This window comes from Brachybacterium zhongshanense (assembly GCF_055385755.1).
Map to the genome: position 1 here is coordinate 1,405,064 of NZ_AP043790.1, position 14,428 is coordinate 1,419,491.

Below are 14,428 nucleotides of genomic sequence, written 5' to 3' on the forward strand. Positions count from 1 at the left end.
GTGGCGAGCACAACGGACGCGAAGGGTGAGGCCGGGAAGAAGCGGCCGAAGAAGGATCCCGAGGGGAGGATGTCCCTCGGGTCGCATCTGGTCGAGCTGCGCAACCGACTGGTGATCAGCGCTGTCACGGTCGTGCTGCTCTCGGTCGTCGGCTGGTTCCTCTTCGACTGGGTGTACGACACGATCGCCGCACCCATCCTGGCCGCCAACGGGGACTCCGACCTGCAGGCGATGATCAACTTCCAGGGCGTGGCCAAGGGCTTCAACGTCCGGCTCCAGATGGCCGCGTACGTCGGCCTGATCCTGGCGTCGCCGATGATCATCCTGCAGACCTGGCTGTTCATCATGCCGGGCCTGCACAAGAACGAGCGCCGATACGCGCTGGGCTTCTTCGGCGCGGCGATCCCGCTGTTCTTCATCGGCTGCTTCGCCGGCTACTGGGCGGTCTCCAACCTGGTCCCGGTCCTCATGAGCTTCACGCCCTCCGCTGAAGGCACCTCGCAGATCATCCCCTACGACGAGTACCTGTCCCTCGTCGTCAAGACCATGCTCGCCTTCGGCATCGCCTTCGTCATGCCGGTCGTCCTGGTCCTGCTGAACTTCATGGGCCTGATCCGCGGCAAGTCCATGCTGAAGGCCTGGCGCTGGGTCATCTTCCTGTGCTTCGGCTTCACCGCGGTCATGGTCCCGACGCCGGACCCGGTCACGCTGATCGGCATGTCCTCGGCGATCTCCTCGCTGTTCTTCGCCGCCGTCGTGATCTCGATCATCCACGACAAGCGGCATCCGCGACCTGGCGAGGACGATGACCTCGACGACGAGACGGCGAGCAGCATCGACGACGATGTCGAGCCGATCGACGCCCCCGACCGGCTGGACGATCCGGAGGACCGGTGAGCAGACTGCGCGTCGGGTTGCTGTCGAACCCGACCGCCGCCCTGGGAGCGGCGCACCGTGTCGGTCGCCAGGTGAGCCAGCTCCTGCGCCTCGCCGGCATCTCCGTCGTCGACCTCTCGGCCCCCACGGCGAGCACCGCCCGTGCCCGTGCTCACGAGATCCGTGACACGCTGACTGCGCTCGTCGTGGTCGGGGGCGACGGCACCGTGGCGCTCGGTGCGGACATCGTCGCGGGGACGCCGGTCCGTCTCGGGGTCATCCCCGCCGGCAGCGGCAACGACCTCGCGCGCACCCTCGGCCTGCCGCTCGACGATCCCGAGGCCGCCACCCGGGTCCTCCTGAGCGCGCTCTCCCGTCCCGTCGTCACCATCGACGCCATCGAGATCACCTCGGCGGGGGATTCGGGGCCCGCACATCGCTCGCTCGCTCTCGGCAACGTCAACCTGGGCTTCGACGCGCTGGTCAATGCTCGGGCGAACCGTGCAGGCCGCGGCCATGCGGTGCGGTACACGGCCGCGATGCTCAGGGAGCTCGCCTCCTTCCGCCCGCTGCCCTACTGGATCGAGATCGACGGGGGAGAGCGCGTCGACATCGACGCGACCCTCGTGTCGGTCTGCAGCTCCGGGGTCTACGGGGGAGGCATGCGCGTCTCGCCGGACTCCCGCGTCGACGACGGCACGCTCGAGCTCGTGACCCTCACGGGTCTCGGGCGAGCTGGTCTGATGCGCTTCTTCCCGAAGGTCTTCTCCGGCGCCCACCTCGGCGTCGACGGCTTCGAGGTGACCCCGGTCCACGAGGTGACCGTGGGCCTGCGCGAGGGCCGCGCGCTGCGCGCCTACGCCGACGGGGAGGCCTCCGCGCTGCTTCCGCTGACCGCACGCATCCTTCCCGGTGCCGTCCGCCTGCTCGCCGACATCGGGGAGCCCGCCGCTGCCGAGCCGGGGGCCGCATGAGCTCCCCGTCCGAGCAGTACGCAGCCTGGCGCGCCCAGCAGCGGCTCGAGAGGTCCGAGCTCGGCCGGTTCACCGGCCGCTACGACTTCGCCCTGGACGACTTCCAGCTGGAGGGGTGCCGCGCGCTCGAATCGGGCCGGTCGGTGCTGGTGGCCGCGCCCACCGGCGCAGGCAAGACGGTCGTGGGGGAGTTCGCCGTCCATCTCGCGCTCGCTCAGGGCCGGAAGGTCTTCTACACCGCGCCCATCAAGGCGCTGTCCAACCAGAAGCACGGCGAGCTGGCAGAGTGGCTCGGTCATGACCGGGTCGGGCTGCTGACCGGGGACACCTCCATCCGTCCCGAGGCCGACGTGGTCGTCATGACCACCGAGGTGCTCCGCAACATGCTCTACGCCGACTCGGAGCTCCTGGACGGCCTCGGCTACGTGGTCATGGACGAGGTCCACTACCTCGCCGACCGTCTGCGCGGCCCGGTGTGGGAAGAGGTCATCATCCACCTCGACGCCGACGTGCAGCTGGTGTCGCTCTCGGCGACGGTCTCCAATGCCGAGGAGTTCGGCGCGTGGCTCCAGGAGGTCCGCGGCGACACCGAGGTGGTGCTCTCCGAGACGCGCCCCGTCCCGCTGTGGCAGCACGTCGTGGTCGGGGATCAGCTGCTGGACCTGTTCGTCGACGACGACGGCCTGCCTGTGGTCTCCCATGGGCCGGGCGCGCGCGCCGATCGGGAGGTCAATCCCGAGCTCGAGCGCATGACCTCGCACAGCATGCTGATCGACGACTCCCGTCGGCGGGGCGGAGGCTCCCGCAGCGGCGATCGCGGAGGACGGGGCCGCGGAGGCCGCGGCCGACGGGGGACGCGGGGGCGCCACCGGCCGCGGCACGATCCTTACCGGCGTGACCACCGTGATCAGCGGGAGGCGGGCCGGTCCGATCGGGGCCCGCGCGGCGACGACTCTCCGCGCGGACGCGGCGTCCCTCGCGCCGCACGACGCACCGATCTCGTCGAGATGCTCGACCAGGCCGCCCTGCTGCCTGCCATCGTCTTCATCTTCTCCCGCGCGGGCTGCGAGGCCGCGGTGCGGCAGTGCTCCCAGGCCCGGCTGCATCTGACGGATGAGGAGGAGCGTCGGAGGATCCGTCGCGTCCTCGACGAGCGCCTGGCACCGATCGGCGTCGAGGACGAGGAGGTGCTCGGGATCGCCGGCTTCCGCCGTGCGATGCTGGACGGCTATGCGGCTCATCACGCGGGCATCCTGCCGCTGCTGAAGTCCGTCGTGGAGGAGCTCTTCGCCCTCGGACTGGTGAAGGTCGTGTTCGCCACCGAGACCCTCGCGCTCGGCATCAACATGCCTGCCCGCTCGGTCGTCCTCGAGAAGCTCGTCAAGTTCAACGGGGTCGAGCACGCCGATCTGACCCCGGGGGAGTACACGCAGCTCACCGGCCGCGCCGGTCGGCGGGGCATCGACACCGAGGGCCATGCCGTGGTCGTCGCCGGCCACGGCTTCGACGCCGAGGCGGTCGCCTCGCTCGCCTCCCGGCGCACCTATCCTCTGCGCTCGGCCTTCCGCCCCACGGCGAACATGGCCGTGAACCTCTTGGAGCGCTTCGATCTCTCGCGTGCCCGGGAGACGCTCGAGACGAGCTTCGCGCAGTTCCAGGCGGACCGGTCCGTCGTCGGCCTCGCCCGCCGAGCGCGCGAGCTCGAGGATGCCGCCGCCTCCTATCGGGACGCCGTGAGCTGCGAGCGCGGTGACATGCTCGAGTACGCCGCGATCGCCGACCGGATCACCGACCGCGAGCGCGTCCTCTCCCGGGAGCGCGCCGCGAAGGACCGGGATCGCACCCGGTCCTCGCTCTCCTCCCTGCAGCGAGGGGAGATCCTCGCCCTCCCCGGAGGGAAGCGCCGCGGATACGCAGTCGTCCTCGGCGTCGACCGGCAGGTGCTCGGCGGGCCCCAGGTCGATCTGCTGGACTCCGAGGGGCGCCGACGGACCCTGCGCCCCGGAGACGTCCCCTCACCGCCGGCGGTCATCGACTCGATGAAGCTCCCGCGGCAGGACCGCATGGGAACCGCGAAGGTGCGGCGAGACACCGCCGCGGCGCTGCGGCAGCGCCTCTCGGGGCACGACGACGGCGCCCGAGCCGAGGTCAGGCGCCGTGCTCAGCGGACCCCGTCCACCGCCGCGAACGACCCGCAGCTGCGGAGCCTGCGCGACGAGCTGGCCGCGCATCCCTGCGCGGAGTGCCCCGACCTCGCATCCCACCTCCGGTGGGTGGGTCGATGGCGGGGAGCCCGCAAGGAGCTCGCCGGCGTCCAGCGTCGCATCGAGGGCCGCACCAGCTCTCTCGCCCGCGAGTTCGACCGCCTGGCCGACCTGCTCGTCGAGCTCGGCTATCTCCAGCGCGAGGACTCCTCGGAGCTGCGGCCGACGGAGCGGGGACTGCGGCTGCGGCGCATCTTCAGCGACCGCGATCTGCTGATCGCCGAGTGCATCGAGCACGGCGCCTGGTCGGGCCTGGATCCGGCAGGTCTCGCCGCTGTGGTCTCCGCCGCCGTCCACGAGTCCCGTCGCGATGAGGGCCGCGCCCCCGAGATGGTCGATGATCTCGCCGCGATGGCCGCGATCGATGCCTCGACCCGCCTCGCGACGCGGCTGCAGGCCGCCCAGACCCGGCACGGAGTGGATCCGACACCGCCGCCGGACCCGTCGGTCGCCGCGATCGTGCACCGGTGGGCGCGCGGCGCCCATCTGGCAGCGGCCCTCGGAGACGCAGACCTGCCTCCCGGCGACTTCGTGCGCCACTGCCGTCAGGTGATCGACCTGCTGGACCAGCTGACCGCCGACGAGGACCTCGGACCGACCGCCCGCGCGGCCATCGCGGGCGTGCGCCGCGGACTGGTCGCCCAGGAGATGGACCGATGACCCCGATATCGACCCAGGAGATCCGACGATGACGACGTCCCAGCCCCCGGTGCTCTACACCGGGGTCGTCCTGTACAGCACCGCAGACCCGGAGGCGGACGCAGTGCTGGTGGCCGACGGCATGATCGCCTGGATCGGACGTGAGGACACCGCCGCGGTGATCCATGCCGATGCCGAGCGCATCGAGGCCACCGGCTGCCTTATGGCACCGGGGTTCGTCGATGCGGCCGCCACTCCCGACGGCACGCTCCCGGATCCCTCCGGGGACGCCGCGGCCGCCGCGCTCGGCATCGTCCGCCGCCTTCCCGGGCCGACGGGCCTGCGGGAGGGCGTGCAGGTGGTCGCTCCCGTCACCGAGACCGCCCCGTACCTCGACCTGCTCGGTGAGGGGACTCCGCTCGCCTTCGCCTCCGCAGGCTCCGCGGAGGCCGCGGACCCCTGGAGCTGGGTGCGCCACGCCGCTCACCTGGGCGATGAGGACCAGCGCATCAGCGATCGTGCAGCCTTCCTGGCCGCCACCCGAGGTGGCCAGCGCGTCGCCGGCCATCGCCATCCCGGTGATCTCCGCACCGGCATCGAGGCGACGTTCGTCCTGTGGGAGCCCTGGGATCTGACTGTCCGCGGGCACGGCGACCGCATCGAGACCTGGTCCACCGATCCGCGTTCGCGCACCCCGCTGCTGCCTGATCTCGACCAGGGCGCCCCCCGTGCACTGCGAACCGTCGTGGAGGGGCGCATCGTCCACGACGCCGACGGTCCTCACCCGGACGGCCCTCACCGGGACGGCCCTCACCGGGGAGCCTCCGCATGAGGGCACTCGACCGAGCATCGGAGGAGGACCAGTTCGATCCGACGCCCTGGCCGCTGGCTCTGCTGTGCGCGGCGCTGGGCGGCCTCGCGTTCCTCGCGGCGTTCCCGCCCTACGACCTGTGGATGCTGCTGCCGGTGGCGCTCGCACTGCTCGGTGCAGGACTCCTGGTGCGCTCCTTCTGGATGTCGGTGCTAGTCGCCCTGGTCTGGGGACTCGCGTTCTTCGTCCCGTTGACGACCTGGGCGAACACCTATGCCGGCACCGCCCCCTGGCTGGCGCTCGGGATCTTCGAGGCCCTGTACATCGTGCTGTTCGGGATCCTCGCCCGCACGGTCATGGTCCGACGCGGACTGCGGTGGACGACCGCCATCGTCGTCTCCGCCCTGTGGGTGGGGGTGGAGACGCTGCGCGGCACCTATCCGTGGGGCGGACTGTCGTGGGGATCGACAGCCTTCGCCCTGTCCGACTCGCCCCTGCTTAACCTGGGTCCCTGGATCGGCATCGCGGGACTGTCCTTCGTCGTCGCCATGATCGGCCAGCTCCTGCTGCACGGGATGATGTCGCTCCTGAACCGTCGTCGTCGCGGGCTGGTGGGCATCGCCGGCGTGTGGCCGCTGGCCCTCGCGGTCGGCCTCGTGCTCTCGACCGTCGTGGTCCCGCTCCCCGTCAACCGGGCGCCCGAGGACCGTCCGAGCATGACCGTCGCGGCGATCCAGGGGAACATGGATCCCGTCGATCCGGCGACGATGATCATGCCCGACGGCGTGTTCGACAATCACATGGAGGAGACCTGGCGGGTGATCGACGCGGCCGTCGAGGACGGCACGGACATCGACCTGGTGGCCTGGCCGGAGGACTCCACAGAGTACGACCCTCGGGAGGACCTCTACCGGTCGTCGGCCCTCGCCCAGGCCGCTGAGGCTGTCGACGCACCGGTGCTGGTGGGCACGCAGTACGCGGTCGGCGAGGACCAGCGCATCAATGCCTCGATGCTGTTCACCGAGGACGGCGAGGCGGTCTACGAGTACGCCAAGCGCCATCCGGTGCCCTTCGGCGAGTACGTCCCCTACCGCGACTTCTTCCGCCAGTTCAGCGACAAGGTCGACCTGGTCGGCCGTGACATGATCGCCGGCGACGAGATCGGTCTCATGGATCTCGGGGAGCTCGGTCTCGGCGAGGCGAAGGTCGGCGTGCTGATCTGCTTCGAGATCGCCTACGACTCCCTGGTCTACGACACGGTGCGCGAGGGCGCCGAGGTCCTCGTCGTGCAGTCGAACAACGCTCTGTTCGGCGACTCCGACGAGGCTGTCCAGCAGATGGCCGAGGCGAAGGTCTTCGCCGTGGTCTCCGGACGCAGCGTCGTGCACCTGTCCACCGTCGGCGACTCCGCGATCTTCGCCCCCGACGGCCGCCAGCTCTCCTCCGTGGGGCATTGGGAGCAGGGATCGATGGTGGCGGATGTTCCGCTGCGCACCGGCATCACGCCGGCCGTCGCCGCGGGTTCATGGATCGCCATCGGCCTGAGTGCTCTCGGAGTCGTCGGATGGATCGGTGCACTGACCGGTCGCCGCCGCGCCCTGCGCACCGTCTCCGCCGTCCGAGCGGAGCAGTCAGGTCGGGACGCCCGCTCGAGGAGGACCCGCTGATGCCGGAGCAGAATCGACCCCATGCTCTCGACGGACGGCTGCCGCTCTCGCGTCCGTCGACGGCGCCCGCCCCGGCGACTCTCGTCGTGATCCCCACCTATGACGAGCGCGACGCTCTCCCGGGAACCCTGGCCCGGCTGCGCGCGGCCGTCCCGCACGCGCACGTCCTCGTCGCCGACGACGCCTCGCCCGATGGCACGGGCGAGTGGGCGGATGAGCGAGCTGCCGAGGACGACCACGTGCACGTCCTGCATCGCAGCGGCAAGCAGGGCCTCGGACCCGCCTATCTCGCCGGGTTCGCCTGGGGTCTCGAGCACGGCTATGAGGTGCTCGTGGAGATGGATGCCGATGCCTCCCATCGTCCTGAGCAGCTGCCCGCGCTGCTCGAGGCCGTCCGCCGCGGGGCCGACCTCGCGATCGGATCGCGCTGGATCCCCGGCGGCCGCGTCCACGACTGGCCCCTGGGCCGTCAGGTGCTCTCCCGCGGCGCGAACCTGTATGTCCGAGGGATGCTCGGCCTCGGCGTCTCCGACGCGACCGCCGGGTTCCGCGCCTTCCGGGCGGATCTTCTGCGCACGCTCACCGCTGGCGCCGTCGCGTCGCAGGGCTACTGCTTCCAGGTCGACATGACACGACGCGCTCGCGAGGCCGGGGCCGTCATCGCCGAGGTCCCCATCGACTTCGACGAGCGGGTCGAAGGCGTGAGCAAGATGAGCTCCGAGATCGTCCGGGAGGCCCTCGTGATGGTGACCCTGTGGGGTCTCGAGCATCGCGCCCAGCAGATCCTCGGACTGCTGGGCTACGCTGGAGGACGCTGACGAAGGGGGATCACCCATGAGCACCGCATCCCGGTCGTCCTCGACCGGATCCACGTCGTCCCCGTCCGGATCCGAGAAGCGCGCCTCGGGCGGCTCCCGCTGGGGGTCGCTGGTGCCTGCCGGCATCGTCGTGCTCGGGGTCCTCGAGATCGCGTTGCTGATCATCATCGGCGTGCGCTGGAGCCTGTGGTGGTCGGTGCTGATCGTCGTCCTCGGCTGGGTGGTCGGCGTGGCGCTGATCGTCGCCGCCGGCCAGCAGTCGTTCGTGCGCCTGCGCTCGGTGATGAGGGCGGTCAGCGGGCGCGGTGACGTGCAGGAGCACCTGTCCCGGCCGGCGTTCACGATGCTCGCCGCCGTGTTCTTCTTCTTCCCCGGCCTGCTCACCGACATCATCGGCGTCATCCTGCTGATCGTCCCCGTGCAGCGCCGCACCGTGAAGGCCATGGGCCTCGGCGGCGATGCGGAGCGGACGCGCAGCGTCCTGTACCGGCGCAGCGGCGGGGGAGTGATCGACGGCGAGATCATCGTCGAGTCGAGCACTTCGCGGCGCCCTGCCTCGGGTCGCGATGGGGCCGGCGGGCCCGATGGATCCGGCGGTTCCGCAGACAGTCCGCCCACGATCACCCAGGGCTGACTGCGAGGACCGCGTCATCGGCCTCGCTCTCGTCGTCTCCTGTCCCGCGACCGCCTGCACTGCGCAGCAGCATGACGCGACCGTCTGAGCATGTGACTGCGCCCCCGCACTTCGCCTGGCGGCGGTGCGGGGGCGCAGTGTCGGGGCCATGAGCGATGGCCCACCGGCGGGATGGGCCGACGGCGACGTGCTGGTCGCCGACGCGACTCCCGTAATCCTCAGAAGTGACGGCGCTGGTGGAGCTTTCCTGCACGCAGCAGCTCCAGGCGCTGGTCCAGGAGGACCTGGAGGTCCTCCTCGCTGCGACGCTCCAGGAGCATGTCCCAGTGGGTGCGCTGGGGCTTGCCGGGCTTCTCCTCCGGCTTCTCGCGATCGCGCTGCACCGCGGTGGCGCCGCAGCGGCACTCCCAGACGGCGGGGACCTCGGCCTCGACCGAGAACGGCAGGACGATGGTGTGGCCGTTGGGGCAGTCGTACACGGCCTCCTGGCGCGGGGCCGCCAGGACGCCCTCGTCGGTCTCCATGGAGAGGGAGCCCAGTCGGGTTCCTCGCAGGCTTCGGCTGTTCATGCGGTTCTCGCTTCCTGCCGGTGATTCGGGTGGGGCGGCGGCACGCCCGCAGAGGTCTGCCCGGTTCCAACGCCCCTGGACCAGGAGCTATTCCCCTCGGGGCACAGCGAGGGCGCGGCGCGCAGCACCGCTGGGTCAGTTGGCGTCCACGAGCTCGGAGAGCAGATCGACGCGGTTGGTGATGATACCATCCGCGCCTGCTGCCAGCAGCTCCAGCATCTCTGTCGGCTCGTCGATCGTCCACACATGGACCTCGCAGCCCGCCCGATGGGCGGCGGCGATGTTCGCGGGGGTGACGACGGGCACGCCCTGGTGCTGGACCGGCACCTGGAGCGCTCCGTAGGGGGCGAGGAAGCGATCGATCATCCGCTGAGGCGCCTCGATCGCACGGGCGGCGACGAAGGCGGCCATCGCTCCGCGGGAGGGGCTGCGCATCGGCACGACCCCCGTGACGCGCTTGACCTCGTTCGCAGCCCGTCGTGCGATCCCTCCGTCGAAGCTCGTCAGGCAGACCCGTCGGGCGCTCATGGTGCGCACGATCGCCGCGACGGCGGGTCCGATCGCATCGGTGCTCTTGACATCGATGTTCACGGGCACGTCGGTGAATGTGCCCAGCACGTCCTCCAGAAGGGCGAGGGGCTCCCCGCCGGCCAGTCGCACGGCACCGGCATCGGCGCCTCCGAGCTGGTCGATCCGCCGGGAGTCGTCGGCGATGCGCGTGAGGGTGGCGTCGTGCACGGCGAGCGCGAGCCCGTCCCGGGTGGCCCGGGTGTCGGTCTCGAGCATCGTCGCGCCGGCGGAGAGGGCGTCCTGGAAGGCGCGCATCGTGTTCTCGGCCCCGTCCAGCGCGAGACCGCGGTGGGCGATCCGGCGCGGGCGCCGACCGGGCAGGAACCGCGAGCTGGTGCCTGCGGGCCTCTCACCGCTGAGTCTGGTCGATGATGGCATCCTCTTCCTCCTCGTCGATGCCGCGCGCACGCGCGGCGGGGCGTCGGCGCGGGCGTCCGCTGCGGTCATGGCGGGGGCGGGGTCCCGGAGCTGCGCCCTCAGCGGTGCCCGTTCCCCTGGACGGGTCTCCGCCGTCGGTGCGGGCGTTCTCCTGCGACGGCTCCTCCGTCCCCTCCGATCGCTCTGCCCCATCCGGGCCCTGCGGCATGCCGCTCGCGACGGGGCCGCTCCGGGCGGTGCGGTCCCGTGCTCCGCCGTCTCCGGGGCTGTTCCCGAGATCGCCTGATGCTCCGCGATCGCGGGCGGCCGCGTCCAGCGCATCCTCCTGCGCATCCTGGATCGCCCGGCGGGTGCGATAGATCAGAGCACCGGGGAAGAATAGGGCGAAGATCCACCACTGGAAGGTGTAGGAGAGGTGGTTGCCCAGTGATGTGTCGGGAGCGGACAGAGGAGTGGGACGTTCTCCGGCCGGGTCCTCCGTCGCGAGCTCGCCGTAGGCGTTCGTCACCAGCTGGTCCCCGAGCCCCGGGACCAGGTCCGCGACCTCGGTCGGGGTGATCGTCTGCACCTGGCCGTCCGGATTGGATCGCTGGGAGAGGACCGCCTCCGCCGGACGCATCCGCACGGTCACGGTGATCTCCCCGTCCGGAACGGCTGGAGGATCGGTGGGCACCCCGCCCGCCTCGTCGGAGGCGACCCAGCCGCGCACTACCAGGATCTGAGCGCTGTCGTCGGCGGTGAACGGAACCAGCTGGAGGAACCCGACGGTGCTGTTGTACGTGCGGTTGCGCACGTACAGCACGCAGGAAGGATCGGAGCAGTAGCTGCCGTGCAGCTCGACGACCTTCCACTCGTCGTCCGCGGAGAGAGGAGCGTCGCTGCTGGAGAGCACGTCACCGAGGGCGACGGGATCGGCGTCATAGTTCGCCTGGACGATCGCTGCCGTCTCGCGCTTCTCCTCGAAGCGGCCGTACTGCCACCTGCCGAGGCCCACGCAGACCGCTGCGCACACCAGGACGGCGACGAGGCCGATCGCCGTCTCTCGGCTGAGGATGATGCGTCGGCGGATCTCTCGGCGGGTCTCCTCCGGAAGCGCAGACGCCGGGTCGGCCGCGGAGGTGCTCTCGGTTCGATGCGGGTCGTGCTGCTGCGTCATGACCGGCTCGCAGCGCCCCCGGCGCCTGCGAGATGGGAACCGGCCCCGGTGACCATGCCTGGCAGGTCCTCGACGGCGAAGTCTGTCAGCTGCACGAAGCCGAAGGCGACCGCACCGGCCACGGCGAAGCCGAGGACGGTCGCGGTGATGGTCATGGCGAGGCGGAGACGCGGTCGATCGCGCCTCGGGATCGCGGGACCGAACCCGTAGTCCTCGTCCTCGAGATGGTTCTGGGACCACATTCCGGGGTTGATCACCGAGACAGGGTACGTCTCGATCCTCTGACGGGGCCGAGCGCCGCTGGCAGGGACGTCCTCGGATCTCTGCAGCGGTGCTCCGGGGGTGCCCGCCGGCTCATCGCCGCTCTCATCCTCGACCCACAGCCGCCATCCGGACGGGACCGGCCCCCAGGTGTACGGGGGACGGAACCCTTCCGGCGGAACCCACTCGTCAGAAGGGGGCTCCGGCCAGTTCGGCGGGGGGTTGAAGCGAGCGCTCACGATGCCGCGATGTCCCAGGAGTAGACGTCGGAGTAGCTGTCGAACTCCAGCACCATGCCTCCTGCCTTGGAGGGGTCGAAGAGGATCTGGATCGTGTACTCGTCGCCTGCCGCGAAGGAGCTCGGCGCGTCGTAGTCCAGTCCGGAGCCCTCGAGCTCGTAGGTGGAGGTGGCCGGCGACAGGGTGCCGCCATAGGGCGTGACCACCTCGAACTGGTACGAGTTCAGGTCGATCGTGCCGTCCTCGACGATGAGCCGGGCCGTGACCACCAGGAACTCGTCGCCGTTGTCGGACGGCGTGACCGTGCCGCCGTAGGTGCTCGGAAGATCCTCGTCGGCGACCCACGCCATGGAGACCGTCATGGTGCCCGAGCCGTCGGTGCTGACGATGTCCACAGGCTCGGCGGCGGCGTCGACGGTGGCGAGGTTCGTCGGCGTGACGACCTCCATGGACTCCTCGTCGACGGTCTCCTCGGCGGAGCCCGACTCCTCGGCGGACTGCTCCTGAGTGGTGGCTCCCTCGGCCCGTTCCTCACCGGAGTCCCGGTTGAGCAGGAGGACGCCGCCGCCGATGACGGCGATCAGCAGGACGATCAGCACCAGCACGATGCAGCCGACCCACCAGAACCTCGCGATCACGCCCTTCTTCGGCGCGTCCCCGGGCGCCGTGCTGGCGGTCCAGGTGGCGCTGTCGGCCGAAGGGGATCCCGTGTAGCTCGGCGGCTGAGCGGCGGGTGATCCCGGACCGTACGAGGGCGCCTGGCCATACGGCTGGGCAGGTGACGCCTGCCCGTACTGCTGAGCGGGTGACGCCTGCCCGTACTGCTGGGCGGAAGCGGCCTGGTCGTGGGAGGGCGCCTGGCCATAGCCCGGGGCGGTCGGCGGAGCAGCCTGTCCGTATCCCTGCTCGGGGGAGGGATGGCCCTGCTGGTCCGCCGGAGTCGGCTGGTCTTCGGCCGCTGGCTGCTGTCCGGGGCCGATCGGCTGGCTCTGGAACGGCTCCTGCGTCCCCGGCGCCTCTGCGGCGGGGTCCGCAGCGGATGACTCATAGGGCGTGCGCTGGGCGAGATCGGCGTCGAGTTCCGGACCTGCGTACTCTGCGGTCTCCGCCGAGGTGCTCGCCGGCTGCGTCGGTTCGGGCTCCTCCACCTCGAAGCGCTCGCCCGGTGCAGCGTTCTCGCCTGGCGTGAGCTCCTCTCCTGCCGTGGACCCGTCGGCGGCGGCGACCGGCGCCTCGGCGACGACCGGCGCCTCGGCGTCGGTGGAGGCGGGAGCGGGCTCGGGAGCATCGGTCCCGAGCTCCTGGGGCCCGGAGCCGGCAGGCTCCGGCGAGCTCGGTTCCGAGCCGACGTGCACGGCGTCAGCTCCGGAGACATGGGTGGGATCCTCGTCCGGAGCAGGCGACTCCGGCTGGCCGGAATCCGCGACCCGGGTGGCGTCGTCGTCGACGCGATCCGCAGGAGGCTGCTCCTCCGGCGCCACAGCGGTGGGCTCCGGCTCTGCAGCGGTGGGCTCCGGCTCTGCAGCGGTGGGCTCCGGCTCTGCAGCGGGCTCCGGCTCGACGGCAGCATCGGCATCGATCCAGAAGTTCCAGCCGTCGGGAGCAGGACCCCAGGCCGGATCAGGCTGCCATCCCGGGGGCGGGGACCACTGCGGATCCTCGATCGGCCAGTTCGGCGGCGGGTTGAAGCGATAGGCCATGAACATGCCCTTTCCGAAGGGAAGACGCTGTGCGGACGGGATCCCCCCTAGGCTCCCGACACGGTGATGCCACGTATCGTAGAGCACAGAGCTTTTCCCGCCCCGTACAGAGACGAGGAGTCCCGATGACCGAGACCACCACCGAATCCCGCAGCGTGCTCATCACCGGCGGAAACCGCGGCATCGGCCGCGCCATCGCCGAGGAGTTCCTGCGCCGCGGCGACAAGGTGGCCGTGACCAGCCGGTCGGGCCAGGGCGGGCCGGAGGGTGCTCTCACGCTCGCCGCCGATGTCACCGACGGCGGGAGCCTCGACGAGGCGATCGCGGCGGCGGAGGCGGCGCACGGTCCGATCGAGGTGCTCGTCGCCAATGCCGGCATCACCGACGATCAGCTGCTGCTGCGCATGAGCGACGACTCCTTCGAGACGGTCCTGGATACGAACCTCACCGGCTCGTTCCGCACGGTCAAGCGCGTGATCAGGAGCATGATCCGCAAGAAGAAGGGCCGCATCATCCTGATCTCCTCGGTGGTGGGCCTGTACGGCTCGCCCGGTCAGGTGAACTATGCGGCCTCGAAGTCCGGTCTGATCGGCATCGCCCGTGCCCTCACCCGTGAGCTGGGGTCCCGAGGCATCACCGCGAACGTCGTCGCCCCCGGGTACATCGACACGGAGATGACCCAGGCGCTGGCCGAGGACGTGCAGGCGACCTACCGGAAGTCGATCCCCGCCGGGCGCTTCGCCGATCCGACGGAGGTCGCCAAGGTGGTCACGTTCCTCTCGAGCGACGATGCGTCCTACATCTCCGGCGCCGTCATCCCGGTCGACGGCGGCCTGGGCATGGGACACTGAACCGACCTCGGAGACCGCACG

Annotated in this window: 13 protein-coding genes; 8 read left to right on the top strand and 5 right to left on the bottom strand. The window is 70.8% G+C overall.

Annotated elements, in window-relative coordinates:
- Genes tatC through ACZ5AJ_RS06445 form a run of 7 tightly spaced genes read left to right on the top strand, consistent with a single transcriptional unit; the run spans position 1 to position 8,683 of the window.
- Positions 1–897 carry a twin-arginine translocase subunit TatC gene (gene tatC / locus ACZ5AJ_RS06415; protein WP_464138139.1) on the top strand — a complete coding sequence of 299 codons (897 nt, stop codon included), beginning with the start codon at positions 1–3 and terminating at the stop codon, positions 895–897.
- Positions 894–1,850 (top strand): diacylglycerol/lipid kinase family protein, encoded by a 957-nt coding sequence (locus tag ACZ5AJ_RS06420; RefSeq protein WP_464138141.1) that lies wholly within the window; start codon positions 894–896, stop codon positions 1,848–1,850. Before tatC ends, ACZ5AJ_RS06420 begins: the two co-directional genes overlap by 4 nt.
- Positions 1,847–4,774 carry a DEAD/DEAH box helicase gene (locus ACZ5AJ_RS06425; RefSeq protein WP_464138143.1) on the top strand — a complete coding sequence of 976 codons (2,928 nt, stop codon included), beginning with the start codon at positions 1,847–1,849 and terminating at the stop codon, positions 4,772–4,774. The genes ACZ5AJ_RS06420 and ACZ5AJ_RS06425 overlap by 4 nt, the downstream gene beginning before the upstream one ends.
- A gap of 28 nt (positions 4,775–4,802) precedes the next feature.
- On the top strand, positions 4,803–5,585 hold the full coding sequence (locus tag ACZ5AJ_RS06430; protein WP_464138145.1) for a hypothetical protein: 783 nt from the start codon (positions 4,803–4,805) through the stop codon (positions 5,583–5,585).
- Positions 5,582–7,231 carry an apolipoprotein N-acyltransferase gene (gene lnt, locus ACZ5AJ_RS06435; RefSeq protein ID WP_464138147.1) on the top strand — a complete coding sequence of 550 codons (1,650 nt, stop codon included), beginning with the start codon at positions 5,582–5,584 and terminating at the stop codon, positions 7,229–7,231. The genes ACZ5AJ_RS06430 and lnt overlap by 4 nt, the downstream gene beginning before the upstream one ends.
- Complete coding sequence (locus ACZ5AJ_RS06440) at positions 7,231–8,049, top strand: polyprenol monophosphomannose synthase (protein WP_464138148.1); 819 nt, start codon at positions 7,231–7,233, stop codon at positions 8,047–8,049. Before lnt ends, ACZ5AJ_RS06440 begins: the two co-directional genes overlap by 1 nt.
- A gap of 16 nt (positions 8,050–8,065) precedes the next feature.
- Positions 8,066–8,683, top strand: coding sequence for an FxsA family protein (locus tag ACZ5AJ_RS06445; protein WP_464138151.1), 618 nt, complete (start codon positions 8,066–8,068; stop codon positions 8,681–8,683).
- Between the two features lie 218 nt (positions 8,684–8,901).
- Here ACZ5AJ_RS06445 and ACZ5AJ_RS06450 read toward each other — a convergent pair whose 3' ends face one another.
- The 5 genes from ACZ5AJ_RS06450 to ACZ5AJ_RS06470 form a co-directional block, all read right to left on the bottom strand.
- Entirely contained in the window at positions 8,902–9,252 is a 351-nt protein-coding gene (locus ACZ5AJ_RS06450; protein ID WP_464138153.1) for an RNA polymerase-binding protein RbpA, read from the bottom strand.
- 135 nt (positions 9,253–9,387) lie between these two features.
- Positions 9,388–10,200, bottom strand: a complete 813-nt coding sequence (locus ACZ5AJ_RS06455; RefSeq protein WP_464138155.1) for a glycerophosphodiester phosphodiesterase family protein — start codon at positions 10,198–10,200, stop codon at positions 9,388–9,390.
- Positions 10,172–11,356, bottom strand: coding sequence for an SURF1 family cytochrome oxidase biogenesis protein (locus ACZ5AJ_RS06460; protein WP_464138157.1), 1,185 nt, complete (start codon positions 11,354–11,356; stop codon positions 10,172–10,174). The genes ACZ5AJ_RS06455 and ACZ5AJ_RS06460 overlap by 29 nt, the downstream gene beginning before the upstream one ends.
- On the bottom strand, positions 11,353–11,613 hold the full coding sequence (locus ACZ5AJ_RS06465) for a hypothetical protein (RefSeq protein ID WP_464138159.1): 261 nt from the start codon (positions 11,611–11,613) through the stop codon (positions 11,353–11,355). The genes ACZ5AJ_RS06460 and ACZ5AJ_RS06465 overlap by 4 nt, the downstream gene beginning before the upstream one ends.
- Positions 11,614–11,852: 239 nt before the next feature.
- Positions 11,853–13,556: a hypothetical protein gene (locus tag ACZ5AJ_RS06470; RefSeq protein WP_464138160.1), complete on the bottom strand. Its 1,704-nt coding sequence runs from the start codon at positions 13,554–13,556 to the stop codon at positions 11,853–11,855.
- Between the two features lie 125 nt (positions 13,557–13,681).
- On the opposite strand from ACZ5AJ_RS06470, the gene fabG reads away from it, so the two are divergent.
- The gene (fabG, locus tag ACZ5AJ_RS06475) at positions 13,682–14,407 is read left to right on the top strand and encodes a 3-oxoacyl-ACP reductase FabG (protein ID WP_464138162.1); all 726 of its coding nucleotides are present in this window, start codon (positions 13,682–13,684) and stop codon (positions 14,405–14,407) included.
- Positions 14,408–14,428 lie beyond the last annotated feature (21 nt).

What these genes read in the sequence shown, in the direction of transcription:
- ACZ5AJ_RS06425 (WP_464138143.1), top strand. Translation starts at nt 1,847, where the DNA reads ATGAGCTCCCCGTCCGAGCAGTACGCAGCCTGGCGCGCCCAGCAGCGG.
- lnt (WP_464138147.1), top strand. Translation starts at nt 5,582, where the DNA reads ATGAGGGCACTCGACCGAGCATCGGAGGAGGACCAGTTCGATCCGACG.
- ACZ5AJ_RS06455 (WP_464138155.1), bottom strand. Translation starts at nt 10,200, where the DNA reads ATGCCATCATCGACCAGACTCAGCGGTGAGAGGCCCGCAGGCACCAGC.
- ACZ5AJ_RS06460 (WP_464138157.1), bottom strand. Translation starts at nt 11,356, where the DNA reads ATGACGCAGCAGCACGACCCGCATCGAACCGAGAGCACCTCCGCGGCC.
- ACZ5AJ_RS06440 (WP_464138148.1), top strand. Translation starts at nt 7,231, where the DNA reads ATGCCGGAGCAGAATCGACCCCATGCTCTCGACGGACGGCTGCCGCTC.
- fabG (WP_464138162.1), top strand. Translation starts at nt 13,682, where the DNA reads ATGACCGAGACCACCACCGAATCCCGCAGCGTGCTCATCACCGGCGGA.
- ACZ5AJ_RS06450 (WP_464138153.1), bottom strand. Translation starts at nt 9,252, where the DNA reads ATGAACAGCCGAAGCCTGCGAGGAACCCGACTGGGCTCCCTCTCCATG.
- ACZ5AJ_RS06430 (WP_464138145.1), top strand. Translation starts at nt 4,803, where the DNA reads ATGACGACGTCCCAGCCCCCGGTGCTCTACACCGGGGTCGTCCTGTAC.
- ACZ5AJ_RS06445 (WP_464138151.1), top strand. Translation starts at nt 8,066, where the DNA reads ATGAGCACCGCATCCCGGTCGTCCTCGACCGGATCCACGTCGTCCCCG.
- ACZ5AJ_RS06470 (WP_464138160.1), bottom strand. Translation starts at nt 13,556, where the DNA reads ATGGCCTATCGCTTCAACCCGCCGCCGAACTGGCCGATCGAGGATCCG.